Here is a 24,140-nt window from a genome sequence, read left to right as displayed (position 1 = left end):
CATGTACGACGTTCTTCGCCCCCTGCTGTTCAAGCTCGATCCTGAAGTGGCGCACGGCCTCACGCTGTACGGGCTGGGCGTGGCTCAGCGCAGCGGCTTCGCGCACTGGCTGGCCAGGCCGCCGGTGGATCTGCCGACCACGGCGTTCGGCATCACCTTCCCCAATCCGGTCGGCCTGGCCGCTGGGCTGGACAAGAACGCCGACCATCTCGATGCACTGGCCGCGCTGGGCTTCGGTTTTATCGAAGTCGGCACGGTCACCCCGCTGCCCCAGCCGGGCAACGACAAGCCGCGCATGTTTCGACTGGCCGGACACGAGGCGATCATCAATCGTCTCGGCTTCAACAACGGCGGCGTCGAGGCGCTGGTGCGCAACGTGCAGAAGGCGGCCTATCGCGGCGTGCTCGGCATCAATATCGGCAAGAACAAGGACACGCCGAACGAGCGGGCCGTCGACGATTACCTGATCTGCCAGCGCCGCGTGCACGAATACGCCAGCTACATCACCGTGAATATCTCCTCGCCGAACACGCAGGGTCTGCGTGATCTGCAGGAAGAGGCCACGCTGCGCCGCTTCATCGGCACGCTGCGCGAGGCGCAGGAGCAACTCGGCTCGCAGCAGGGAAAGCGCAAGCCGATGCTGCTGAAGATCGCGCCGGATCTGGCCGAGGCCGAGCTCGATGCGATCGCCGAGGTGCTGCTCGATACCGGCATCGACGGCGTCATCTGCACCAACACCACGATCGATCACGCCTCGGTGGCGGATGATCCGCAAAGTACCGAGACGGGCGGGCTTTCCGGCAGGCCGCTGTTCGATCGCGCCACGGCCGTGCTGGCCGGTATGAGCCGTCGCGTGCAGGGGCGTATTGCGCTGATCGGCGTCGGCGGCATTCTCGACGGCAGCAACGCGGCGGAGAAAGTCGAGGCCGGCGCGGCGCTGGTGCAGATCTATTCCGGGCTGATCTATCGCGGGCCGCAGCTGATCGGCGAATGCGTCAACGAAATGCGCCGGCAGCGGGAAGACACGCATGCCGGCTGAGCGCATGAACACCACGCCGCAAGGCACGGACATGCCAGCGGAGCGAATAGATATGGGTGGCTACACGCTGATCGAAAACGCCTCGCTGGCGACCCGCAACACGCTGCGCGTGGCGGCCAAGGCCAGCCTGCTGGCGGAAATTCGCGATGCCACCAAGCTGCCCGAACTGCTGCAGTTTCCGGGCATTCGCGATCGCCCGCTGCTGGTGCTGGGCGAGGGCAGCAACGTGCTGTTTACTGGCGACTTCGACGGCACGGTGCTGGTCATGGCCACGCGAGGCGTGCAGGTCGAAAGCGATGGCGACAGCGCGCGCATCGCGGTGGCCGCCGGCGAGCGCTGGGACGACTTCGTGCGCTGGACTCTGGGTCAGGGTTACGCCGGCATGGAAAACCTGATCCTGATTCCCGGCACGGTCGGCGCCGCGCCGATTCAGAACATCGGCGCCTACGGCTGCGAAGTGGCCGAGTTCGTCGAGAGCGTCGAGGCGTGGGACATCCGCGAGCATCGTGTGATGACGCTGGATCATGCGACCTGTGCCTTCGCCTATCGCGACTCGCTGTTCAAGCGCGAGCCCGGTCGCTACATCGTCACCGCCGTGCGCTTCGTGCTGCCGCGCCAGCGCGAACTGCGCACCGACTATGCCGGTATCCACGATGAGCTCAAACGCATGGGCGTGGACAAGCCCGCGCCGTTCCACGTGGCCGAGGCCGTGGTGCATCTGCGCACGAAAAAATTGCCCGATCCGGAAGTGATCGGCAACGCCGGCAGCTTCTTCAAGAATCCGATCGTCGAGCGCGCGCTGGCCGAATCGTTGGCAAACGCGCATCCCGGTCTGGTGTCCTGGCCGGCCGGCGACGCGCACAGCAAGCTGTCCGCCGCGTGGCTGATCGAGCAGGCCGGCTTCAAGGGCCTGCGCGAGGGCGACGCCGGCATCTCCAATCGCCATGCGCTGGTGCTGGTCAATCACGGCAGGGCCAGCGGCGCGCAGCTGTGGGCGCTGGCGCAGCAGGTAATGGCCGGCGTACAGAAGACCTTTGGCGTGCAGCTCGAGCCCGAGCCGCTGATTATCGGTGCGAGCCCGCGCTGACGACGATCGCTGACGACGATTGGCTGCCATCGCCGGAACTTGCGATCGAGCCTGCGTTCCATGGAAGCGTTCGCCGCGGGCGCTCTCCGCCATACCTGCTGCGGTTCTGCCTCGTCATGGGATCATGGCTTCTGGCACGCGGCAGTCGGCCGGGGCGCCAGCAGAATTCCGTCGTCGTTTCATGGTCGAACAAGGCGCGGCATATCGCGCCCGCACGACACCTCCCATCAGCAATCCACAAGGAATCAACGGTCATGATGTTGAACAAGCTCAAACCCCTGACATGGAGCGTGCTGCTGGGTATCGGTTTGCTGGGCGGCGCGGCGCATGCAGCCGAGGCGGCGATTCCGGCCGTCGCCAGCGAAGCGGGCAACGTCACCCGCGCCACGCTGACGAACGGCCTGCGCGTGGTCATCGTGCGCGACACGCTGGCGCCGATGGTCACCACGCAGATCACCTATCTGGCCGGCGGCTGCGAGACGCCGAAGGGCTACCCCGGCACCGCGCACGCGCTGGAACACATGATGTTTCGCGACAGCGCCGGCATGACCGGCGCGCAGTTGAACGAGATGACCGGCAAGATGGGCGGCGACAACAACGCCTTCACCACCAACGATGCGACCCAGTATTACTTCGTGGCGCCGTCGGCCTATCTCGACATCCTGCTGCATATCGAAGCCACCCGCATGCAGGGCCTGCTGGTCAGCGACAAGGACTGGGGCCTGGAGAAGGGTGCGATCGAGCAGGAGGTATCACGCGACATTTCCGATCCGGGTTTCCTGGCCTTCGAGAAGGCCGAGGGAGCGCTGTTCGCCGGCACCGGCTACGAGGCCGATCCGCTGGGCACGCGGCCCACGTTCGACAAAACCACGTCGGCCGTGCTCAAGCAGTTCCACACCGACTGGTACGTGCCGAACAACGCGATCTTCGTGATCGTCGGCGACGTCGATCCGCAGGCCACGCTGGCCAAGGTCAAGCAGCTGTTCGATCCGATTCCGCAGCGCGCCACGCCGGCGCGCGTGCCGATCGCGCTGAAGCCGTTGAAGCCGCAGACCATCAGCAGCAGCACGCCGCAGGGCACCGGCACGGTGCAGTTTCTGTATCGCATGCCGGGCCAGCAGAGCAAGGATTACGCCGCGGCGCAGGTGCTGATGGACGTGCTGGGCAATGCGCGCAGCAGCCTGTCGGAGCTGGCGGCGCAGGGCAAGGTGCTCAGTGCCGATGCGCAGATGCAGCCGTTCACCCGCGGCGGCATCGGCGCCATCGAGGCCAGCTTCCCCAAAGGCGGTGACGCCAAGCAGACCCAGGCCAATCTCGAGGCCGTCGTGGCACAGCTGTTGAAAGACGGCATGTCGCCCGAGCTGGTCGATGCGGCCAAGCGCTCCGAACTGGCCCAGGCCGAGTTCAACAAAAACAGCGCCGTGACCCTCGCCAGCGCGTGGTCGCAGGCGCTGGCCTGGCAGGGCGTGGATTCGCCTGAGGCCGCCGAAAAGCTGATTGCCGCCGTCACCGTCGACGACGTCAACCGGGTGGCGCGCGAGTATCTGAAATCGCACCAGCGCATCACCGTGGTGCTCACGCCCAGCAATGACGGCAAGCGTCCGCCTGACAGCAGCGGCTTCGGCGGCACCGAATCGTTCGGCGGCGACGACAAGCTCGACGCGCCGCTGCCGGCGTGGGCCGAGAAGGCGCTGGGCACGCTGCAGATGCCGCACTGGACGCTGGCACCCACCGATATGAAGCTGGCCAACGGCCTGCGTCTGATCGTGCAGCCGGAAAGCATCAGCAAGACGGTGACCGTCGTCGGTCATGTCGATCACGACGCCGGCCTGCAGGAGCCGAAGGGGCAGGAGGGCGTCGGTCGCCTGCTCGCCTCGCTGTTCGATTACGGTACCACCAGCCTGGACCGCAGCGCGTTCCACAAGGCGCTGGACGATATCTCCGCCTCCGCGTCCGGCGGCAGCGACTTCACTCTCGCCGTGCCCAGCGGCGCATTCGACAAGGGCATGCAGCTGCTGGCCGACAACGAGCTGCATCCGGCGCTGCCGGCGCAGGCGTTCCAGGTGCAGCAAAGCACGCTGGCACGCACGCTGGCCGGTGAAATCGAATCGCCCGAATACAAGATGTTCCACGCGCTGACCAAGGGCATGCTGCCGGCCGGCGACTCGGGCCTGCGCGAGGCCCTGCCGAGCACGGTGAATGCGGTGACCCTGGCGGATGTCAAAAGCTACTTCGATGCGACCTATCGTCCGGACCTCACCACCCTAGTCGTGGTCGGCGACGTGACGCCGGCGCAGGCCAAGGCCACCGTGGAGAAGTACTTCGGCGACTGGAAAGCCACCGGACCCAAGCCCAACGTGATCCCGAAGCCGGTACCGCTGCATCCGGCCGCTTACACCGTGGTCAACAATGCGTTTGCTTCGCAGGACCAGGTGCTGATGGGGCAGATGCTCGATCTGAACCTGACCGACCCGAATCGTTACGCGCTGAAGCTCGGCAACGACGTGCTCGGCGGCAACGGTTTCGCCTCGCGCCTGATGGTCGACGTGCGCGTGAAGCACGGCTTCGCCTACGGCGCCAGCTCGGGCATGCGCTTCGATCGTTCGCGCTCGATCTTCTTCGTGCAGTACGGTAGCGACCCGAGCAAGGTCGGTCCGGTCGATGGGCTGATCCGGCAGAACCTGGCCGACATGCAGAACACGCCGGTGAAGCCCGACGAGCTGACCAACGCGCGCCAGTTCGAAATCCGCTCGATTCCACTGGGTGTCTCCAGCGTCAACGACATCGCGCATTCGCTGGTCGCCTGGGGCTACAAGGGCCAGCCGCTGGACGAGCCGATGGTCGCCGCCAAGTATTACCTCACCCTCACCGCGCCGCAGGTGCAGGAAGCCTTCAAGAAATACCTGCAGCCGGCGCACCTGGTCCAGGTCGTGCAGGGGCCGCTGCCAGCGGCGCATTGACGTCGCCGCGCGCCGCGCGCCGGCCCCGGCTTTCGCCGTGGGCCGGCGCGCATCTCAGGCGGCGCGCGGCTGGTCGTGCCGTGGACTGTCCAGGTTCGGCAGAAATACGGTAATCAGGCCCATCAGCGGCAGGTATGCGCATATCTGGTAGACGTACTCGATGCCGTGGCTGTCCGCGACGTGGCCCAGTACCGCCGCACCGATGCCGCCCATGCCGAAGGCGAAGCCGAAAAACAGCCCGGAAACCATGCCGACGCGACCGGGAATAAGCTCCTGCGCGTAGACCAGAATGGCCGAGAACGCCGAGGACAGGATCAGTCCGATGATCACGGTCAGCACGCCGGTCCAGAACAGGTCGACGTGGGGCAGCAGCAGGGTGAATGGCGCCACGCCGAGGATCGAGGCCCAGATCACCCACTTGCGTCCGATGCGATCGCCGACCGGGCCGCCGATCAGCGACCCGGCCGCGACCGCGAACAGAAACACGAACAGATGGACCTGAGCGCTCTGCACCGACGCGCCGAACCGGTGGATCAGATAAAACGTGTAATAGCTGCTGAGGCTGGCCAGATAGAAATACTTCGAGAAGATCAGCAGGCCGAGGATGCCCATCGCCAGCGTTACCTTGCGCAGAGGGAGCGAGTGCGTCGTTGCCGGCGCCCGCCGCCCGACCTGCTGCAGATGCTGCTGCCGATACCAGCGGCTGACCTGCAGCAGCACTACGATCGCCAGCAAGGCCGCCAGCGAAAACCACGCCACGCTGCCGCGCCCGTGCGGCACGATGATCCAGGCCGCTAGCAGCGGCCCCAGCGATGCGCCCGTATTGCCGCCGACCTGAAACAGCGACTGGGCCAGGCCGTGACGTCCGCCCGAGGCCATCCGCGCTACCCGCGAGGATTCCGGGTGGAACACCGACGAGCCCGTACCGACCAGCGCGGCGGCCAGCAGCAGCACGGAAAAATGCGGTGCCAGGGCCAGCAAGATCAAGCCGCACAGGGTAAACCCCATGCCCAGCGGCAATGAATACGGCATCGGGCGGCGGTCGGTGAACAGGCCTACCAAGGGCTGCAGCAGCGACGCGGTGATCTGGTAGGTGAGGGTGATCAGCCCGATCTGGCCGAAATCGAGCGCGAAATCGTGCTTGAGAATCGGATAGATGGCCAGGATCAACGACTGGATCATGTCGTTGAGCAAGTGCGAAAAACTGATCGCGCCAAGAATGCCGAAATCGGTACGGTCGCGGGTTGCCGCCGCGGTCGGTGCCGCCGTCACGGGCAAGGGCGACAGGGGGAAAGGATCAACGCGTGTCTGCATGGTCAACTCGATCAATGGGAGCCGGAGAGCCGGCGGCGCCGGTCGTTGCGCCGGCGACTGCGTCACCATAGAGTGCCGCGTGGCGGCCCGCATTCATGCATGGGCCAACAATCATCGAATCCGGGCCAGACCATGCGCAATACCCGTATCGACGCCTACGAAGACACGCCGCGCGACGTGCTCGCTACCGCCAACGACTATCCTACACAGGCCTTGCTGCCGCCGCACGCGCACCGGCGCGGCCAGTTGCTGCATGCCGTCGCCGGCGTGGTCACCGTGCACACGGCGGCGGGCAGTTGGGTGATGCCGCCGCGGCGCGCGCTGTGGATTCCCCCCGGCGTCGTGCACGAGGTGCAGCTGCGCGGTTCGGTGTCGATCATGAGCGTTTACGTGCACCATGCGGCGGCCGCTGCGGCGGGCTTGTCCACGACATGCCGGGTTATCGAGGTATCGCCGTTGCTGCACGCGCTGCTGCTGGAGGCGGTCGACCTGCCCGCCGAATACGCCCTGGATGGGCGCGATGGGCGGCTGATGGCCTTGCTGCTGGACGAGATCGGCAACATGCCGGAGCTGCCGCTGAGCACGCCGCTGCCGCGCGAGCGCCGGCTGGCGGCGCTGTGCCGCGCGCTGATCGACGCGCCTTCGCTGGAGATCGGCATCGACCAGATAGCGGCACGCGCCGGTATGAGTCGACGCAGTTTCACCCGGGCGTTCCGCGCACAGACCGGCATGAGCTTCGCCGCCTGGCGCCAGCAGGCCTGCCTGCTGGCCGCGCTGACCCGGCTCGATCGCGGCGAATCGATCACGCAGGTAGCCATGGATCTGGGCTACGGTAGCGCCAGCGCGTTCACCGCGGCGTTCCATCGCGTGCTGGGCGCCGCCCCAAGCCGCTATCTGGCATCCCACGAACGCGCCGCTCGCAGCGGCGCGGGCAGCTGAACCGGGGATTCGCTCGTCGGCTAGCACGCCGCGGGTTCATCGGTTTGTCAAAGTCCTGCGGCAAGCTGGTGAAGCCATCACCCGCTGCGGTATACCGCACTTGCACGCGACCGCGGGTTACCATCCCCCCAGCTGCACCCACGGGCCGGACACACGACCTGCCCGACGGACTATTGGACTGTACCGATGAACACCCGCATTATCCGCGAGGCCTTGCCGACCGATGCCTCCGTGCCGGCGGCCAACGATGCCGAGCCGTCCGTACCGACGCCGGTCGATCTGGCCGACAAGCGGCTCTACATCCACCGCGAGCTGTCCCAGCTGCAGTTCAATATCCGCGTGCTCGACCAGGCGCTGGACGAGCGCACGCCGCTGCTCGAACGGCTGAAGTTTCTGCTGATCTTCTCCAGCAACATGGACGAGTTTTTCGAGATCCGCGTGGCCGGGCTGAAGGGTCAGATTGCGCTGGATCACGAGATGATCGGCCCGGACGGCATCGCGCCGCGCCAGGCGCTGGCCGAGATCAGCAAAATCGCCCATCAGCAGATCGAGCGGCAGTACGGCATCCTCAACGAACGCATTCTGCCGGCGCTGGTCGACAAGGGCATCCGCATCGTTCGGCGACTGCAGTGGTCGCACAAGCAGAAGCTGTGGGTGCGCCGCTATTTCCGCGATGAGGTCGCGCCGCTGATCACGCCGATCGGGCTCGATCCCACCCATCCGTTTCCGCTGCTGGTCAACAAGAGCCTCAACTTCATCGTGCGGCTGGAGGGCATCGATGCGTTCGGCCGAGACTCCGGCCTGGCCATCGTGCCGGCGCCGCGTGTGCTGCCGCGCCTGATCCGCGTGCCCGAGGCGATCTGCGAGGGCGGCGACAAATATGTGCTGCTGTCGTCGATCATCCACGCCCACGTCGATGAGCTGTTCCCCGGCATGAAGGTGCTGGGCTGCTACCAGTTCCGCCTGACCCGCAACGCCGACCTCAGCCTCGATTCCGAAGACATCGAAGATCTCGCGCTGGCCTTGCGTGGCGAGTTGTACTCACGCCGCTTCGGCGACGCGGTGCGGCTGGAAGTGGCCGACAACTGCCCGAAGGAGCTGATCGACTACCTGCTCAAGCAGTATGGCCTGGCCGAGTCGGAGCTGTATGAAGTCAACGGCCCGGTCAACCTGGCGCGGCTGTTCCGCATCGCCAGCGAGGCCGGCTACCCCGAACTGCAGTACCCGGCATTTACGCCGACGCTGCCCAAGACACTCAAGCACGCCGAAGATCTGTTTCAGGTAATCGGCAAGCAGGACGTGCTGCTGCTGCATCCGTACGAATCGTTTGCGCCGGTGGTCGACCTGCTGCGGCAGGCGGCCAAGGATCCGCAGGTGCTGGCGATCAAGCAGACGCTGTATCGCACCGGGGCCAAATCCGAAATCGTCGACGCCCTGGTCGACGCCGCGCGCGCCGGCAAGGAAGTCACCGCCGTGGTCGAGTTGCGCGCGCGCTTCGACGAGGAATCGAATCTCTCGCTGGCTTCGCGTCTGCAGCAGGCGGGCGCGATGGTGATCTACGGCGTCGTCGGCGTAAAGACACATGCCAAGCTGATGCTGATCCAGCGCCGCGAAGGCAGCGAGCTGGTGCGCTACGCGCATCTGGGCACCGGCAATTACCACACCGGCAACGCGCGGCTGTACACCGACTACAGCCTGCTCACCTCCGACCAGGTGCTGTGCGACGACGTGCACAAACTCTTCAGTCAGCTCACCGGCATGGGCAAGGTGCTGCGCATGAAAAAGCTGCTGCATGCGCCGTTCACGCTGAAAAAGACCCTGCTCGAACTGATCGCGCGTGAAACCGCGAACGCCGAGGCCGGCAAGCCTGCACACATCATCATCAAGGTCAACGCGCTGACCGAGCCCAAACTGATACGCGCTTTCTACAAGGCCAGCATCGCCGGCGTGCAGATCGACCTGATCGTGCGCGGCGTCTGCTGCCTGCGACCGGGCGTGGAAGGCGTGTCGCAGAATATCCGCGTGCGATCGGTCATCGGCCGCTTTCTCGAGCACAGCCGCGTCTACTGGTTCGCCAACGACGGCGAACCGCTGCTCTATCTGGCCAGCGCCGACCTGATGGAGCGCAACCTCGATCGCCGCGTCGAAACCGCGTTCCCGATCCAGGGCAAAAAACTCCAGCAGCGCGTACGCAGCGCGCTCGATCTCTACCTCGCCGACAACACCAGCGCGATGCTGTTGCAGCCCGACGGGCAGTACGTTCGGGCGCCGTTAGCCGAGGGCGATACGCCGCGCAATGTGCAGGTTCAGCTGCTGGAAAAACTCTGCAACGTGGGTGCGCCTGTTGTCCATTGACGCATGCGGTGCTGGACGTTTATGGCGTGGCTTTCATCATCATTTGACGATGAAAAGATCGCAGATGCTCTGCACCGAGCTAAACATTTTTGCAGCAGGCATTTGAACTAACGCGTTTGCATGCGTAGATGCAAACGCGCGAAAAGATTCGCTTGCAAGTTGGAATGGCCCATGCAGCACCGGATGTGTCGGCATAATCTTACGCGACGACGCGCAACATCCTTACGTTGAGCGTTTGCTATAAAGCACGACGAGTGGTTCGATAGCTTCCTTGCAGACAGCCGTCTTGCAACGCTGCTATAAATTTTTCGAAAGGGGCGCTCGCGGAATCAGTGAGCCAATAGCCAACCGCCGCAACGGCGATCAGGGAGCCACATGTCAGGGATGAACATCCATATCTGGAAAAATATCGGCGCACGCCGAGCACTGCTTTTATGGCTTGCTCTGGTCCTGCAGATCGGATGGACTTTGCCAGGTTATGCCAATGACTACTGGGGGCCGCCCTATGCTTCATATTCAGGAAACAATACCCCTTATCCGACTATACAGGCGGCCGTCAATGCGGCGGCGGGGCCTTTATATGCGGATATTGGACAAAATCCCCCGTTTGGCACGGATTGTGTCCACGTCACTTGCACTGTCGTCATCCAGTATCTCGATCCCACCGCATCTGGAACAAAGGGCCTGGTGGCAGAAGTAGGACTCTCCGTTGGCGGCGCCGCGCCGAATGGAGTTGCTATACATGCAACCGATAACTCTGACAGCCCGCGCAAAAATATGGGCGGATGCAACATCTGCACTGGCAGCATTGGTACTTCTGGAGGCGATGCCAACCCGCATGGAGGCGTCGGAGATGGCGCAAAAAAGAGCGCTGGCGTAAATGTCGGCACAACCCTGGAAGGCGACCCGATCAATGCCGCCAACGGCAATGAATTCCGACAGGACACGGACTTTCAAATTTCCCCATGGCTGACCTTTCGGCGCTTTTATAACAGCGCAACTTACGTGCCATCGGCGGAATTGGGCATGCAGTGGCGCCACTCGTTCGATCGCTCGTTGGAAGTACTTCAGTCCAGCGCTGGTAGCGGCGGCATCAATACGCTGGTTCTCGACCGACCCGACGGCAGCGGCGAGCAGTTCAAACAGAGCAATGGCCTTTGGGTGGCCGACGCCGATACGCCGGACACGCTCACCCAACAGAACGATGCGAGCGGTAATCCCCTCAGCTACTCCGTTTTCATCGCGGCACTGCGCCAGACCGAAACCTACAGTGCGGCTGGCCTGCTACAAAGCGTCACCGATGAAACCGGGCAAGGCATTACGCTGACCTACAGCAACGCCTCGACTCCCGCCAAGGTAGCACCGAGCGCTAACTTGTTGCTGACCGTTACGGACCCGAACGGTCGTACCATCGCCTTTACTTACGATAGTAGTGCGCGCGCCAGCACCGTCACCTTGCCTGACGGCGGCGTACTGACATATGGCTACGACACCAATAATCGCCTTGTGTCCGTGCAATATCCGGATGGCAAGACTCGTCAGTATGTCTACAACGAATCATCGCTGAACGGAAATTATAGCCAGCCGAGGTTGTTGACTGGCGTTATCGATGAAGCGGGAATTCGTTACGAAAGCACCGGCTATGACAATCAAGGTCACGCTATCTCTTCTAGCTTCGCCGGAGGCGTCGATAACACTGCCTTCAGTTACAACTACGGTTACAACGGTGCCGGCAATCTTGTGGTCAACTCAGCCACGTTGACCACACCTTTAGGGACGTCAACTACCATAAGCAAGCAGGACGATGGCTTTGGCGCCTTGAAAGGCAATGGCAGTTCATCGCCATGCGGTACGCAATGCAATCAGTTATGGAAGGCGCGGACTTACGACGCCAACGGTTATCCGGCGTCCTATACCGACTTCAACAACGTCCTCACCAAAACCACCTACGACGCCAACGGCCTACTCGATCAACAGATCGATGCGTCCGGTACGACCAGCCAGCGCACCACGACGACCACCTGGAATATCCCGCTGCGCGTGCCACTGACCCGCACTGTGGTCGACAACAACGGCAACACCGTGGCGCAGATGGCGTGGGTCTACAACGCGGCCGGCCAGCCCACGGCGCAGTGTCAGATGGACCCGATGATCGCCGCTGCCTCGTCCTACACCTGCGCCACCACCGGCACGCCGCCCAGCGGCGTACGCCGTTCGACGGCCACCTATTGCACCGCCGTCGACACGGTGCAGTGTCCGATTGTCGGCCTGCTGTTGACCACCACCGGCCCGCGCACGGATCTGACCGACGTCACCACCTACGCCTATTACCTGACCGACAGCGCCACGTCGAAACACGGCGACCTGCAGTCGATCACCAATGCGCTGGGTCACGTGACGACGTACGCCAGCTACGACGGCGCTGGCCGTGTCACCCGCACGATCGATCCCAACGGGGTGATCACCGATGTGACCTATACCCCCCGTGGCTGGCTGCAGACGAAAACTGTGCGCGCACTGGCCAGCGGCGCCGCCTCGTCGGCGGACGCCACGACGACGATCGCCTACACGGCTTACGGCGCCGTCTCGTCGGTCACCGACGCCGATGGCGTGATCACGACCTACGGCTACGACGCGGCCCATCGCCTCACCAGCATCACCGATGCCTTGGGCAACACCATCCAGTACACGCTGGATGCGTCGGGCAACCGCACCAAGGAACAGACCTTCACCGCCGCCGGCGTCGCCACGCGCACGCTCAGCCGCAAGTTCAACACCCTGGGCCAGCTCACCGCGATCACCGATGGCCTGAACCAGACCGTGTTCAATGCCGGCACCAGCGGCAACTACGACGCCAACGGCAATCTGGTGCAGTCCGCCGATGCGCTGGGCTATCAACGCAAGCGCGGCTACGACGCGTTGAACCGATTGATCAGCACCATCGATAACTACAACGGCACCGATACGGCGACCAAAAACACCACCAGCAGCATGACCTACGATGCGCTGGATCGACTCACCGGCGTCACCGATCCGAGCAGCCTCACGACGACTTACACCTACGACGGCCTGGGCAACGGCAAGACGCTGCAAAGCCCGGACACCGGCACCAGCACCGATACCTTCGATGCGGCCGGCAATCGTCTGACCCATACCGACGCCAAAGGCGTGGTCAGCACCTCGACCTACGATGCGCTCGATCGTCCGACCAGTACCGGCTATACCGACACCACGCTCAACGTCGCCTACCATTACGACGAGGCCAACAGCGTCACCGGCTGTACGGTGTCGAGCCCGGTGGGCCGCCTCACGCGTGTGATCGAGAACGCCGTCACCACCACCTACTGCTACGACATCCGCGGCAACGTCATTCAAAAGCGCCAGCAGCTGGGTACCACGCTGGACACCACCAGCTACAGCTACACCCTGGCGGATCGTCTGCAGACGACGGTTAATCCCGACAGCACGGCGACCACGTACAGTCGCGATGCGGATGGCCGCGTGACCAGCATCGCGGTATCGCCGCCGATGGGCGCGGCGGTCACGGCCGTCAACGCCATCGCCTATCGCCCGTTCGGGCCGGTCAGCAGCTACACGCTGGGCAATGGCCAGGTGATTACCCGCGCCTACGACGCGAACGACGCGTTGACCGACCTCACCAGTCCGGCGCTGAACCTGCACTTCGCGCGCGATGCGATGGGCGATATCACTGCCGAAGGTGCTGCTGCGGGCGCCAACCCTGCGACCGAAACCTACAGCTACGATCCGCTGTACCGACTCACCGCCATCGCCGATGGCACGACCGCCGTCGAAGGCTTGACCTACAACCCGACCGGCGATCGTCTGAGCAAGACCGGCAGCGGTCTTGCCGTCGGCAGTTACACGTACACCAGCGGCACCCACCAGCTCAGTGGCATCGGCACGGCGGCCCGCACATCCGACGCCAACGGCAACACCACGGCCAGCGCCAGCGCCGGCCAAACCTGGGGCTACGGCTACAACGGCCGCAACCGCCTCACCGTGGTGCAGGCCAACGGCTCGACCGTGGGTACCTACACCTACAACGCCATGGGCCAGCGCATCCAGAAAGTCGCCACGTCGCCCGTCGCGATCACCCAGCGCTACGCCTACGACGAGCAGGGCAACTTGATCGGCGAGTACATCAGCGCCAACAGCCGCGACACGATCTGGCTGGGGAACATCCCAGTCGCCACGGTGGATACGGCGGGAGCAACGAGTACGGTCAGCTACGTCATCGCCGATCACATGGGCACGCCGCGTGCGGTGAGTAACGGCAGTGGCACGACGATCTGGTCTTTGCCCTATGTAGGGAATGCGTTCGAGGAGCTGTCGCCCACCTCAACGAACGGGTACGTGCTCAATCTTCGATCCGCCGGCGAGTACTACGATGCCGAGTCGGGATTGAATAGCAACGGCTATCGCACTCGCGAGCAGGCCAGCTGGCGCTTCTTGCAGAGTGATCCAAAAGGACTGGTCGCTGGCATGAGCACGTATGCGGTGGTGGGCAACAATCCGCTCGGTTACGTCGATTCCCTGGGATTGGACCAGCAGAGCTCACCCTACCTGCTGGCGCTGGTGCCGGGACAAGGCGCATGGGATGCGGCAGTGACATCGTGGCAGCACGGCAGCTACGGCATGTCAGCGCTATACGCCGCCGATATGCTTGGGGAACAGGCGCTTTACGTTGCTACGCTTGGACGGTCGCAATCGATTCAAGCTAGTGCTAGGTGTTTATCAGCTGTGGCATCGAAGAGTGTCGCGCCAGCCAGAGTATTCTGGTCAGGAGGAAAAGCAGCACAAGATGCTGCAGAACAGTGGGCTGCGGCAAATGGAGGCAATACTCTTGAGATGACAGCTGAGGGGCAAGCTACGGAGGCAGCCACCACCGGGCTGGATTGGTTGACTCAAGCTCGGCCGATGTGGGTGAATGCATCGCAGAACTTCGCAAAATCAGCGTCTGGTGAAATTAACGTTTTCCAAGGTAGTTACATATCCACCCAAAGTGTTTGGGCTACCACTGAATATCCTGCACTGATGGCAAATCCCAACGTTACAGGAATCGTCTATCACGGAGTCGGCTGGTGACATTTTCTATTCCTCGAACCAACGTTATCCAATCTGATGAAGGCTATTCCGTGGAGGTGCTTGGTCCGGCTGGACTTCGTTACTCTGACGCGAATCGCGTACTTTTTATCGATTCCGAGATGCTGGCAGGTTCCGATGGAGTGATTGTTTACTCTAGGTCGGTGAAGGTCGAATCTTCAATCAACGCTTCGTCATCAGTGGATGCTGCGGACCTGAAACAAGTCATTGAAAACATTCGTGAGGCCTTCAGGTTCAGAGGATTTGAAATTCAAGTTGCCTAATCTAAAAGTGGTTTGAGGCGACCGTAGACGTTAAAGGTTCGCTACGCGCCGGCCAAGCGCCGGCCGAAGGTTCTTTGGCATCTAGTCACCAGCTATTGCCGCTGCAATCAATTGCAGAGCCAGCCTTTAGCCTTCAATGCGACGGATGATGGAAGTCTTTTCGGCAAACATCACAGCTATTGATGAAGCGTCCTCGATAATCCGAGCCAGTCAGAAGTAGAGTTTTCCCATCGAAGGAGCTCTGCATGAAGAAGTCGAAGTTCAGCGAGGAACAGATCGTCCGGATACTCAAGAAAGTGGAGGCCGGGGCAAAGGTCGGCGAGACATGCCGCAAACACGGCATCATCGAGCCGACGTATTACCTCTGGAAGAACACCGCAAAAAGGGACCACCAAAAGGGACCAAAAGGGACCACCGCAAAAAGGGACGGAGGGAATTAATTTGGGTTAATTCCCTCCGTCCCTTTTTAGGCCTTTTTATGCCGGCTTGACGATCTCAACTTGTTCCCTGATGGATCACCTCAAAGTAATTGGGCCAGCAGCGTGCAGTCACCACCGGTCGTATACGCCGTGGGCGCACATGGAAATCCTTTCGTAGTCGAAGATTAAAATGGAAATCCACTTACACCAATTCAACTGGCGTCCAGGATCCAAGCGGATCCGAACTGCCATAAGGGCGAATCTATAAGGTTGCATGCATGCAACACAGGTACAGATTCAGGGAATGGAAAATTATCTTTTGCTCAGCTCCTGGCATTTCAGTTGAACGCTGATGTTTCTGCACCCAATAATTTTGGGTGGACAAGCGGAGGCCAGACGATGACTATCGCCCTTTATGCAAATCAACCTGGCATTAATTGGCAAACTGTAACCCAGTTCACGCCGAACACGGGGCCTGACATGAGCAATCAGGGGAGCTACATCACATATTATCCGCCGACCATACCAACTGGGCCGAACGTAACCGAACCATGAAAGATAAACTTAAATTCGCTGCCACGGCCGCCATTTGCATGATTGCAGTTGTAAATACCGTTTTAGCGCAAGAAGTGCAGCTGCATATTGATTGGAGTCGGCAGCGCTGGAATGGCTATCCCGAGACCGTAGGCAAGATAACTTCTGAGTGGAAAGATCATCAACTGCACGTTCATACCGTAGTTGATTGGGATTCAAGTTTTCAAATAAGTGAAAAAAATCCTCGTTCTATTTTGCATGGAGATAAACTTTTACTTTGTTATGAAAAGGAATCTTTAGGCTCTGACATAAAGAAGCCATCTGCGCCTGCAGTTGTAGCGCCGGTAATTTTGGAATTCACAATCAAAGGAATTCCGGAGCATAACTATTTAGTTGATGTTTCTAACCAATGCCCATTATTGTAAGTATGAGTGAGGTGCTGATACGAATCAGGCATCACATTGATCGTGACTGACAGATATCTACTTGGGTTAGATAAACTGAATGGCATATCTGCGCTAGCTGGTTGCGGCCGTTCCATTGACAGCAGAGCCGGTAACTTCGTAGTCGTCGAACATCACCACTGCCTGACCCATCCATTCGTTGAGTTGCTGGAAGCGCGTCTGCAGCGGTTGCAGTTCGTTGACCGCAAACACCTGAGCCGCCGGAGTCACCGATCCGAATCCCGTCCTACCCGTCGGCACGAGGCCGAGCAGTTGCCGCGACCAGGATGACGACAAGATATGCAGACAGGCCGCGGCCTCTCATGCATGATTCACCGGTCGTTTTCACTCAGGGCCAGGCATTGAACAAGCGCGGTTCCCGTTCGGCTTTCCCGACGCGCGTGAGTGCGCAGGATGTCGCCGACAAGGCGGGCGTGTCGATCTCGGCGGTGTCGCGGACCTTTACCGAGGGCGCCAGCGTGTCGGCGAGCATGCGTGCGCGGGTCGAGGCGGCGGCGGAAGCGCTGGGCTTTCGGCCCAATCACGCCGCGCGCAGTCTGGTCACGGGCCGCACCGAGTTGATCGGGCTGGTGTCCAATCATTTTGCGAATCCGGCGTTTCTCGATGTGTTCGATCACTTTACCCGGCAATTGCAGGCGCGCGGCCTGCGGCCGCTGCTGGCCAATCTCGCCGAGCGCGGCGGCGCGGATGCGGCGCTGGAGATGATGCTGAAATACAACGTCGATGCGGTGCTGATCGCCACTTCGGCGCCGCCGGCCGGCTTTGCCGAACGCTGCGTGGAAGCAGGGCTGCCGGTGATGCATCTGTTCGGGCGCGGCGGCGGTCCGGTGTCGGTGCCGGTGGTGACGGTGGACAACGCGGCTGCCGGGGCCGCCGTGGGCGACCTGATGGTTTCGCGCGGGCTGCTAAGGCTGGCGTTTCTCGGCGCGTCGCGCACCGACGTGGCGTCGCGCGACCGCTGTCGCGGCTTCGACCGCGCGCTGAAAAAACGGGGTGTCACGCTGGTGGCCAAACACTTCACCGGCGACTACTCGCACGAACACGGCCGGCTCGGTCTGCATGCGCTGCTCGATGCGTCGCCGGATATCGACGGCGTATTTTGTGCCGACGACATCATCGCGCTCGGCGCGATGGATGCGTGTCGTGAGCGCGGCGTGGCGGTGCCGACGTCCGTCAGCATCGTCGGCTTCGACGATATGCCGCTCGCGGCGTGGGCGTCTTATCGACTCACCACGGTGCGCCAGCCGATCGCCGCGATGATCGAGCAGGCCATCGCACAGATGGCGGCGTGGCTGCTCGAACCGGATCGGGTGCCTGCGTCAAACATTTTCACCAGCGAGATCGTCGAGCGCGACAGCCTGCGCGCCGACACGCCCGTCAAAGGTCGATCCAGCGCCGCTCGGCCGCCGACTGCAGCGCGGCGGCGATAACGCAGTCCACTTCATGTCCCGCGCGGAAATCCGGCCACACGGATTGGCCGCTGCCGATCGCGCGGATGAAATCGCGCGCCTCGATCACGATCTGTTCGTTGTAACCGGTGCCGTGGCCGGGGCCTTGATTGAACGACGCATAGTCGGGATGGCCGGGCCGCATCAGAATCTTCTGAAAGCCCTGCCGTTCCAGCGGGCGACTCGCATCGAAAAGCCACAGCGCGTTCTGATCCTCCTGGTCGAAGGCGAGGGCGCCGCGCGTGCCGGTAATGCGATAGGTGTAGCCCATCTTGCGGCCGGCGGCGACGCGGCTGAAGCCGAGCGTGCCGCTGGCGCCGCTGGCAAAGCGCAGCAGCAGCTGGCCGAGGTCGTCGTTGCCCACGGCCTCGTCGCCGTGAGGCCCGGCGCGTCGCGCGTGGACGATATGCGTATCGGCGACTAGTGACTGGATCGGGCCGGCCATTCGCAGGCAGGCGTTGATCGCATGTGCGCCCACGTCGGCGAGCGCGCCGGCGGCCGTGGCCGTGCTCTCGCGCGTGCGCCAGCTGGCCGGCAGCTGCGCCGAATGCAGATAGTCCTCCACATGCTCGGCCGCGATATGGATGACGTCGCCGATTTCGCCGGAGGCGATGATCTCGCGCGCCAACTGGCTGGCCGGCGTGCGGATGTAGTTGAAGCCGACCATATGCGCGACACCGGCCCGCTCGGCGGCTTCGGCCATCTGCAGCGATTCTTGCGGCGTGCAGCCCAGGGGCTTTTCGCAGAACACTTGCTTGCCTTGCGCGATGGCCGCCAGCACCATCGGCAGATGCGTGCGCGGCGGGGTGGCGATCACCACGGCATCGATGTCGGGATCGTTCACCAGGGTCTGCCAGTCGCCGGTCGAACGCCGCCAGCCCCAGGCCTGCGCGTGCTCGCGCGCACCGGCCTCGGTAGAGGTGGCCAGCATCTCGCATACCGGTGACAGCGGGGTATCGAACACGGTTCGCACCGACTGCCATGCCAGCGTGTGCGCCTTGCCCATGTAGCCGGCACCGATCAGGCCGATTCGCAGCTGTGTCATCGCCATTCCTCGTAGGTGATTTGTCGACTCTACGCATGCTGCAGTGCACTTTGCAAGCGCTTGCAAAACGGCGTAGCGTTCGCGTCGACCCTCCACTTTTCCCGGCCTGAGGAATGCCCATGTCCGCACTCACTGCTCGCGCACCTGCTGTCGTTACCGGCTCGACCATCGTCGATGCCGCACATCTCGATGTCGACGCCATCGTGCGCGAGCTGTTCGACGGCTCCGGCGCGGTGACCGTGCGCGGCCTGTTTTCGGCGGCGGACATCGCGCAGGCGCGCGAGGTGGTGATGCGCGAGTCCGAATCGTCCGCGCCCAAGGTCACGCATTTTCAGGGCGCCGCGGGCAAGGCCGGCACCATCGATCTGCAGCGGCGCGTGTGGAATTTGTTGGCCAAGGGCGAGGTGTTCTCGCGCATGGCCGCGCACCCGCAGCTGATGCAGGTGATGCGCGCTTTTCTCGGCAGCGGTTTCACCATGGGGTCGATCGCTGCCAACCGCATTTTGCCCGGCGGGCCAGGGCAGGAGCCGCATATCGATTATCCGTATTGGGACTACCACTCGCCGCTGACGCATCCGGCCCGGCTCAACGCGAGCTTTCCGCTAAATGCGCAGGCCACGATCATGCTCGATCCCTTTACGGTGGAAACCGGGGCGACGGCTTACGTGCCGGGTTCGCAGCGCGAGCTGCATTATCCGGTGGAAAGCGACCGTTTCTACGATCGCTGCGAACGCATGCTGGGCGAGCCCGGCGACACGGTGATCTTCTTCGGCGCGGTATGGCATTGCGCCATGCCCAATCTGTCGTCGAAGGATCGCTCGGCGATCCTGATCCAGTACCTGCCGAAGTGGGTCAAGCCGATGGAAAACCTGCCGGCGGCGCTACCGGCCGAGTTCATCGCGCAGGCGAGCCCGGATATGCGCCAGCTATTGGGGCTGGAATTTCCTTATCCGGAAATACTCGACAGCGCCAGGGCCGGCAATGCCGAGGGCCGCATGCGCTAAACCTGTGCAGCTGGCGCGGCCGATGCGCTATCGAGCGCTGCCTCAATCCGCGCCGTGCTGGGCCAGCCGCCGGTAAATCGTGCTGCGGCTGACGCCGAGCTTGCGCGCCGCGGCCGCCACGTTGCCGTCGCAGGTCGCGATGGCCTCGTCGATCGCGTGCAGCTCGATCGATTCCAGGCTGCCGGACAAGTTGCCGTGCGGCAGCGTGCGCGCAGAAGTGCCGCTCTGCATCTGCAGGTCGTCCGGCAGATCGTGCCGGGTCAGCACCGATCCGACGTTGCCCAGCGCCATCAGGCTGCGCAGCAGTCCCACCAGCTGTCGCAAATTGCCCGGCCAGCGTCGGCCGGCCAGATCCTGGACCAGTTCCGGGTGCAGATGCATCGGAATCTGGTCGCCACCCAGCGCCCGCCACAGCTGCTCGATCACCGACGCAAGATCCACATGTTCGCGCAGCGCCGGCAGGCGCAAGGTCGACTGTGCGATGCGGTAATACAGATCGGAGCGAAATTCACCGCGCTCGGCCGCTGCGGCGAGGTCGCGATGCGTGGCCGCGATCACGGTCACATCGATGGGATGCGCGCGGCTGCCGCCGAGCGGCGTGACCTCGCGCTCCTGCAGCACGCGCAGCAGGCGGCTCTGCATCGCCAGCGGCATATCGCCGAGCTCGTCGAGAAACAGCGTGCCGCCATCGGCTTCGCGCAGCAGGCCGGGCGAACCATCGCGCCGGGCGCCGGTAAAGGCGCCGGGCAGATAGCCGAACAGCTCCGACTCGATCAGGCTTTCGGGCAGGGCGGCGCAATTCACCGCAATGAACGGCGCACCGGCGCGCGCGCTGCGCCGGTGCAGTTCGCGCGCCACCACTTCCTTGCCGGTGCCGGTTTCGCCTTGCAAAAGCAGCGGAATATCCGCGTCGAGCAGGCGTACGCTGCGATCGATCGCTTCGTTCATCGTCACCGAGAAAACCGGTGCCGGCGAACGCAGCGGCTTGACGTGCGTACTGCGCGTAGCGCGCGATGGAGCGCTGGTTTGCCGAGGCACGTCGCGACGCGCGTGCACCATTTCGCCGCTCTGGCAGCGCATGCCGGCCACGCTGCCGGGGCGCGGCAATGCCGAGGCGAACAGCTCGTCGTAGCGGCGCTTGCCCAGTTCGCTCCAGTCCATGCCGAGCAGTCGCAGAGCGTGCCGATTGGCCGCCACCAGCTTGTGCGCCTCGAACACCAGCATGCCTTCGCGCGCCGTGCCGAGCAGCGCCGCGTCCGGCTGAATGCGCACGATGTCGGCGCCGTCGAAATCGCTTTCGAACAATCGATGCTCGATCTGCTCCACCGCCAGCTGCACCATGCCCAGCGCATGCAGATGATGCGAGGACGACTCGCCGGACAGATCGAGTACGCCGACCACTTCGCCATGCGGATCGAAAATCGGCGAAGCCGAGCAGCTCAGCACCTTGTGCGGCGCGTAATAGTGTTCGCCGCCGCGCACTTCGATGGCGCGACGTTCGATCAGCGCGGTGCCGATCGCATTGGTGCCGGTGGCCGCTTCGCTCCACGGCGCACCCGGCCGCAGCGACACGCGCGCGGCCTTGTCCAGAAAGTCGGCGTTGCCCAGCGCGTCGAGAATGAAACCATCCGGTGCGGTAAGCACCACGATGCTGCCCGCGTGGTTGGCGCTGGCGTACAGCGCTTCCAGTTCGGGCCGGCACAGGCGTCGCAACACGTCGTACTGTTCCTGCATCTCGCCCAGCTGATGTCGCTCGACCAGCGCAAGGTTGGGTTGCGCATCCGCCACCAAGCCTTGCATGCGGCAGCGACGCCACGAGGCGAGGATGGTGTCGGACACCAGCCCTCGCGGTTCCGAGCCGCCGTCGAAGAAGCTGCGTCGCGCCGTGTTGATCGATTCGGTGGATGCCGGGTGCCGCATGGGTGATCTCGTGTGTCGCAAGATGCGACACCTCCATAAGTGGTGTTTCGATACAAAACATACGCCGCACGAAAGTGCAACAGGCGCGCCGCCAGGTTGGTTGTTGCGTTGCAGCGATCGGGAAATTTTTCCCGGACATGGGGCGAGCCCGTCGGTTGGCACAGTGCAGCATCCTAAATTTTTCTCGCCTGCTGGCACGGCTCCTGCTCTGGCGTCTGTACCTTTCCCAGACGCGGAGTGCCCATCCATGACCAAGCTCGAACAACAGCATCTCGCCGTGCAGGTTCCCTTCAAGCCGCGCTACGGCAACTTCATCGGTGGCCAGTGGGTGGCGCCGAAAGGCGGCAAGTATTTCGACAACATCACCCCGATCACCGGCCATCCGTTCTGCGAAATCCCCCGCTCCGACAAGGACGATGTGGAAGCCGCGCTCGACGCCGCGCACGCCGCCAAGGATGCCTGGGGCAAGACCTCGGTCACCGAGCGCGCGCGCATCCTCAACCTGATCGCCGATCGCATGGAGCAGAACCTCGAGGTCATCGCCTACGCGGAGACCTGGGACAACGGCAAACCGATTCGCGAAACGCTCAACGCCGACGTACCGCTGGCGATCGACCACTTCCGTTATTTCGCCAGCTGCATTCGTGCGCAGGAAGGCTCGATGGGCGAGATCGACAACGACACGGTGTCCTATCAGTTCCACGAGCCGCTCGGCGTCGTCGGTCAAATCATTCCGTGGAACTTCCCGCTGCTGATGGCGTGCTGGAAGCTGGCGCCGGCGCTGGCCGCCGGCAACTGCGTGGTATTGAAGCCCGCCGAACAGACGCCGGTGAGCATCCTGATATGGGCCGAGATCGTCGGCGACCTATTGCCGCCGGGCGTGCTGAACATCGTCAACGGCTTCGGCCTGGAAGCGGGCAAGCCGCTGGCCTCGAGCAGCCGTATCGCCAAGATCGCCTTCACCGGCGAAACGACCACCGGCCGTCTGATCAGCCAGTACGCCAGCCAGAACCTGATTCCGGTGACGCTGGAGCTGGGCGGCAAGTCGCCGAACATCTTCTTCGCCGACGTCATGGACGAGGACGACGATTTCCTCGACAAAGCGATCGAAGGTTTCGTGCTGTTCGCCTTCAACCAGGGCGAGGTCTGCACCTGTCCGAGCCGCGCGCTGATCCATGAGTCGATCTACGATAAATTCATGGAGCGCGCGCTTAAGCGCGTGGCCGCGATCAAACAGGGCAATCCGCTCGATCCGAACACCATGGTCGGCGCACAGGCATCGGGCGAGCAGCTGGAGAAGATTCTTTCCTACTTCGACATCGGCAGGCAGGAAGGCGCCAAGGTGCTGATCGGCGGCGAGCGCAACGTGATCGACGGCGAGTTCAAGGACGGCTACTACGTCAAGCCGACGGTGTTCTTCGGCCACAACAAGATGCGCGTGTTCCAGGAAGAAATCTTCGGGCCGGTGGTGTCGGTCACCACCTTCAAAGACGACGCCGAAGCGCTGGCAATCGCCAACGACACGCTGTACGGCCTCGGCGCGGGCGTGTGGACGCGCAACGGCACGCGGGCGTATCGCTTCGGCCGCGGCATCCAGGCCGGCCGCGTGTGGACCAACTGCTATCACGCCTATCCGGCACACGCCGCGTTCGGTGGCTACAAGCAGTCGGGTATCGGTCGCGAGAATCACAAGATGATGCTCGACCACTACCAGCAGACCAAGAATCTGCTGGTCAGCTACTCGCCGAAAAAGCTCGGCTTTTTCTGATCGCGCCAGGGCGCACGGCCGGCCGGGAGAAGCCGGCCGTGTGCTCACGGCCGAGACAGCCGCAGGCGAGGCGTCCTATCGGTGCTGGCCGACGTTCACGCCCGCCCACGCGCAAGGGTGCAAGGCACAAAGTCGTATTCGCTGCCGTTTTGTCGATGGCGGCCATGCCCATGCCCTTATCGGCGAGCTGTTCAAACGAAGCATGAGTAAGCGCAGCAACGACAGTAGTCGTGACGGCGCTTACTTCAAAAATCGCGGGTCGACGAGGGGATGATCATGTAAACAGCCAAGTCACGCGACCGATACGCCGCAGCTGACAGCGGCGCGTCAGCGCGAACCGCAGCCATCAGATCATCGATGCGATGCCACCACGTCCGCGTTACCGCCGGCGCATGCCGAGCGCTCACCGGCCGGCCGATCGCCGTCGTTGTCCTCTTCCGATCGCCATGCACTCATC

Annotated in this window: 16 protein-coding genes; 12 read left to right on the top strand and 4 right to left on the bottom strand. The window is 63.0% G+C overall.

What is annotated here, in order from left to right:
- The first annotated feature begins 1 nt into the window (after nt 1).
- From HDE76_RS06295 to HDE76_RS06285, 3 genes are all read left to right on the top strand, one after another.
- Complete coding sequence (locus tag HDE76_RS06295) at nt 2-1,039, top strand: quinone-dependent dihydroorotate dehydrogenase (protein WP_179480030.1); 1,038 nt, start codon at nt 2-4, stop codon at nt 1,037-1,039.
- 52 nt (nt 1,040-1,091) lie between these two features.
- Nucleotides 1,092-2,126, top strand: coding sequence for a UDP-N-acetylmuramate dehydrogenase (murB, locus tag HDE76_RS06290; RefSeq protein ID WP_179480362.1), 1,035 nt, complete (start codon nt 1,092-1,094; stop codon nt 2,124-2,126).
- 254 nt (nt 2,127-2,380) lie between these two features.
- The gene (locus HDE76_RS06285; RefSeq protein WP_179480032.1) at nt 2,381-5,086 is read left to right on the top strand and encodes a pitrilysin family protein; all 2,706 of its coding nucleotides are present in this window, start codon (nt 2,381-2,383) and stop codon (nt 5,084-5,086) included.
- Between the two features lie 54 nt (nt 5,087-5,140).
- Here the strand turns inward: HDE76_RS06285 and HDE76_RS06280 are convergent, their stop codons facing one another.
- Nucleotides 5,141-6,400 (bottom strand): MFS transporter, encoded by a 1,260-nt coding sequence (locus tag HDE76_RS06280; protein ID WP_179480034.1) that lies wholly within the window; start codon nt 6,398-6,400, stop codon nt 5,141-5,143.
- A 99-nt stretch (nt 6,401-6,499) separates the two neighbouring features.
- On the opposite strand from HDE76_RS06280, the gene HDE76_RS06275 reads away from it, so the two are divergent.
- The 6 genes from HDE76_RS06275 (at nt 6,500) to HDE76_RS06250 (ending at nt 16,459) form a co-directional block, all read left to right on the top strand.
- Nucleotides 6,500-7,339 (top strand): helix-turn-helix transcriptional regulator, encoded by an 840-nt coding sequence (locus HDE76_RS06275; RefSeq protein ID WP_255457786.1) that lies wholly within the window; start codon nt 6,500-6,502, stop codon nt 7,337-7,339.
- A gap of 186 nt (nt 7,340-7,525) precedes the next feature.
- Nucleotides 7,526-9,694 carry a polyphosphate kinase 1 gene (gene ppk1, locus HDE76_RS06270; protein WP_179480036.1) on the top strand — a complete coding sequence of 723 codons (2,169 nt, stop codon included), beginning with the start codon at nt 7,526-7,528 and terminating at the stop codon, nt 9,692-9,694.
- 375 nt (nt 9,695-10,069) lie between these two features.
- The gene (locus tag HDE76_RS06265) at nt 10,070-14,800 is read left to right on the top strand and encodes a DUF6531 domain-containing protein (RefSeq protein ID WP_343205666.1); all 4,731 of its coding nucleotides are present in this window, start codon (nt 10,070-10,072) and stop codon (nt 14,798-14,800) included.
- Nucleotides 14,797-15,081, top strand: coding sequence for a hypothetical protein (locus tag HDE76_RS06260; protein ID WP_184506089.1), 285 nt, complete (start codon nt 14,797-14,799; stop codon nt 15,079-15,081). Before HDE76_RS06265 ends, HDE76_RS06260 begins: the two co-directional genes overlap by 4 nt.
- A gap of 245 nt (nt 15,082-15,326) precedes the next feature.
- On the top strand, nt 15,327-15,521 hold the full coding sequence (locus tag HDE76_RS06255) for a transposase (protein ID WP_184506087.1): 195 nt from the start codon (nt 15,327-15,329) through the stop codon (nt 15,519-15,521).
- A 530-nt stretch (nt 15,522-16,051) separates the two neighbouring features.
- On the top strand, nt 16,052-16,459 hold the full coding sequence (locus HDE76_RS06250; RefSeq protein WP_184506085.1) for a hypothetical protein: 408 nt from the start codon (nt 16,052-16,054) through the stop codon (nt 16,457-16,459).
- Nucleotides 16,460-16,552: 93 nt separating this feature from the next.
- On the opposite strand, the gene HDE76_RS06245 is transcribed toward HDE76_RS06250, so the two are convergent.
- Nucleotides 16,553-16,708 carry a hypothetical protein gene (locus tag HDE76_RS06245; RefSeq protein ID WP_184506083.1) on the bottom strand — a complete coding sequence of 52 codons (156 nt, stop codon included), beginning with the start codon at nt 16,706-16,708 and terminating at the stop codon, nt 16,553-16,555.
- Nucleotides 16,709-16,800: 92 nt separating this feature from the next.
- Here HDE76_RS06245 and HDE76_RS06240 point away from each other — a divergent pair, with 92 nt between their 5' ends.
- Nucleotides 16,801-17,928, top strand: a complete 1,128-nt coding sequence (locus HDE76_RS06240) for a LacI family DNA-binding transcriptional regulator (protein WP_184506081.1) — start codon at nt 16,801-16,803, stop codon at nt 17,926-17,928.
- Here the strand turns inward: HDE76_RS06240 and HDE76_RS06235 are convergent.
- Complete coding sequence (locus HDE76_RS06235; protein ID WP_184506079.1) at nt 17,876-18,991, bottom strand: Gfo/Idh/MocA family oxidoreductase; 1,116 nt, start codon at nt 18,989-18,991, stop codon at nt 17,876-17,878. The genes HDE76_RS06240 and HDE76_RS06235 overlap by 53 nt on opposite strands.
- A 119-nt stretch (nt 18,992-19,110) precedes the next feature.
- Here HDE76_RS06235 and HDE76_RS06230 point away from each other — a divergent pair, with 119 nt between their 5' ends.
- Nucleotides 19,111-19,995 carry a phytanoyl-CoA dioxygenase family protein gene (locus HDE76_RS06230; protein ID WP_184506077.1) on the top strand — a complete coding sequence of 295 codons (885 nt, stop codon included), beginning with the start codon at nt 19,111-19,113 and terminating at the stop codon, nt 19,993-19,995.
- A 42-nt stretch (nt 19,996-20,037) separates the two neighbouring features.
- On the opposite strand, the gene HDE76_RS06225 is transcribed toward HDE76_RS06230, so the two are convergent.
- Nucleotides 20,038-21,915 carry a sigma-54-dependent Fis family transcriptional regulator gene (locus HDE76_RS06225; RefSeq protein WP_184506075.1) on the bottom strand — a complete coding sequence of 626 codons (1,878 nt, stop codon included), beginning with the start codon at nt 21,913-21,915 and terminating at the stop codon, nt 20,038-20,040.
- A 247-nt stretch (nt 21,916-22,162) separates the two neighbouring features.
- Between HDE76_RS06225 and adh the strand changes: the two genes are divergently transcribed.
- The gene (gene adh, locus HDE76_RS06220) at nt 22,163-23,683 is read left to right on the top strand and encodes an aldehyde dehydrogenase (protein WP_179480055.1); all 1,521 of its coding nucleotides are present in this window, start codon (nt 22,163-22,165) and stop codon (nt 23,681-23,683) included.
- Nucleotides 23,684-24,140: the final 457 nt, after the last annotated feature.

The organism is Rhodanobacter sp. ANJX3, from assembly GCF_014200755.1.
Lineage (GTDB): Bacteria > Pseudomonadota > Gammaproteobacteria > Xanthomonadales > Rhodanobacteraceae > Rhodanobacter.
This window is presented reverse-complemented; position numbering and strand designations above follow the sequence as displayed.

Excerpts from the sequence above, each read along its gene's own strand:
- HDE76_RS06295 (WP_179480030.1), top strand. The coding sequence starts at position 2 with ATGTACGACGTTCTTCGCCCCCTGCTGTTCAAGCTCGATCCTGAAGTG.
- murB (WP_179480362.1), top strand. The coding sequence starts at position 1,092 with ATGGGTGGCTACACGCTGATCGAAAACGCCTCGCTGGCGACCCGCAAC.
- HDE76_RS06285 (WP_179480032.1), top strand. The coding sequence starts at position 2,381 with ATGATGTTGAACAAGCTCAAACCCCTGACATGGAGCGTGCTGCTGGGT.
- HDE76_RS06280 (WP_179480034.1), bottom strand. The coding sequence starts at position 6,400 with ATGCAGACACGCGTTGATCCTTTCCCCCTGTCGCCCTTGCCCGTGACG.
- HDE76_RS06275 (WP_255457786.1), top strand. The coding sequence starts at position 6,500 with ATGGGCCAACAATCATCGAATCCGGGCCAGACCATGCGCAATACCCGT.
- ppk1 (WP_179480036.1), top strand. The coding sequence starts at position 7,526 with ATGAACACCCGCATTATCCGCGAGGCCTTGCCGACCGATGCCTCCGTG.
- HDE76_RS06265 (WP_343205666.1), top strand. The coding sequence starts at position 10,070 with ATGTCAGGGATGAACATCCATATCTGGAAAAATATCGGCGCACGCCGA.
- HDE76_RS06255 (WP_184506087.1), top strand. The coding sequence starts at position 15,327 with ATGAAGAAGTCGAAGTTCAGCGAGGAACAGATCGTCCGGATACTCAAG.
- HDE76_RS06250 (WP_184506085.1), top strand. The coding sequence starts at position 16,052 with ATGAAAGATAAACTTAAATTCGCTGCCACGGCCGCCATTTGCATGATT.
- HDE76_RS06240 (WP_184506081.1), top strand. The coding sequence starts at position 16,801 with ATGCATGATTCACCGGTCGTTTTCACTCAGGGCCAGGCATTGAACAAG.
- HDE76_RS06235 (WP_184506079.1), bottom strand. The coding sequence starts at position 18,991 with ATGACACAGCTGCGAATCGGCCTGATCGGTGCCGGCTACATGGGCAAG.
- HDE76_RS06230 (WP_184506077.1), top strand. The coding sequence starts at position 19,111 with ATGTCCGCACTCACTGCTCGCGCACCTGCTGTCGTTACCGGCTCGACC.
- HDE76_RS06225 (WP_184506075.1), bottom strand. The coding sequence starts at position 21,915 with ATGCGGCACCCGGCATCCACCGAATCGATCAACACGGCGCGACGCAGC.
- adh (WP_179480055.1), top strand. The coding sequence starts at position 22,163 with ATGACCAAGCTCGAACAACAGCATCTCGCCGTGCAGGTTCCCTTCAAG.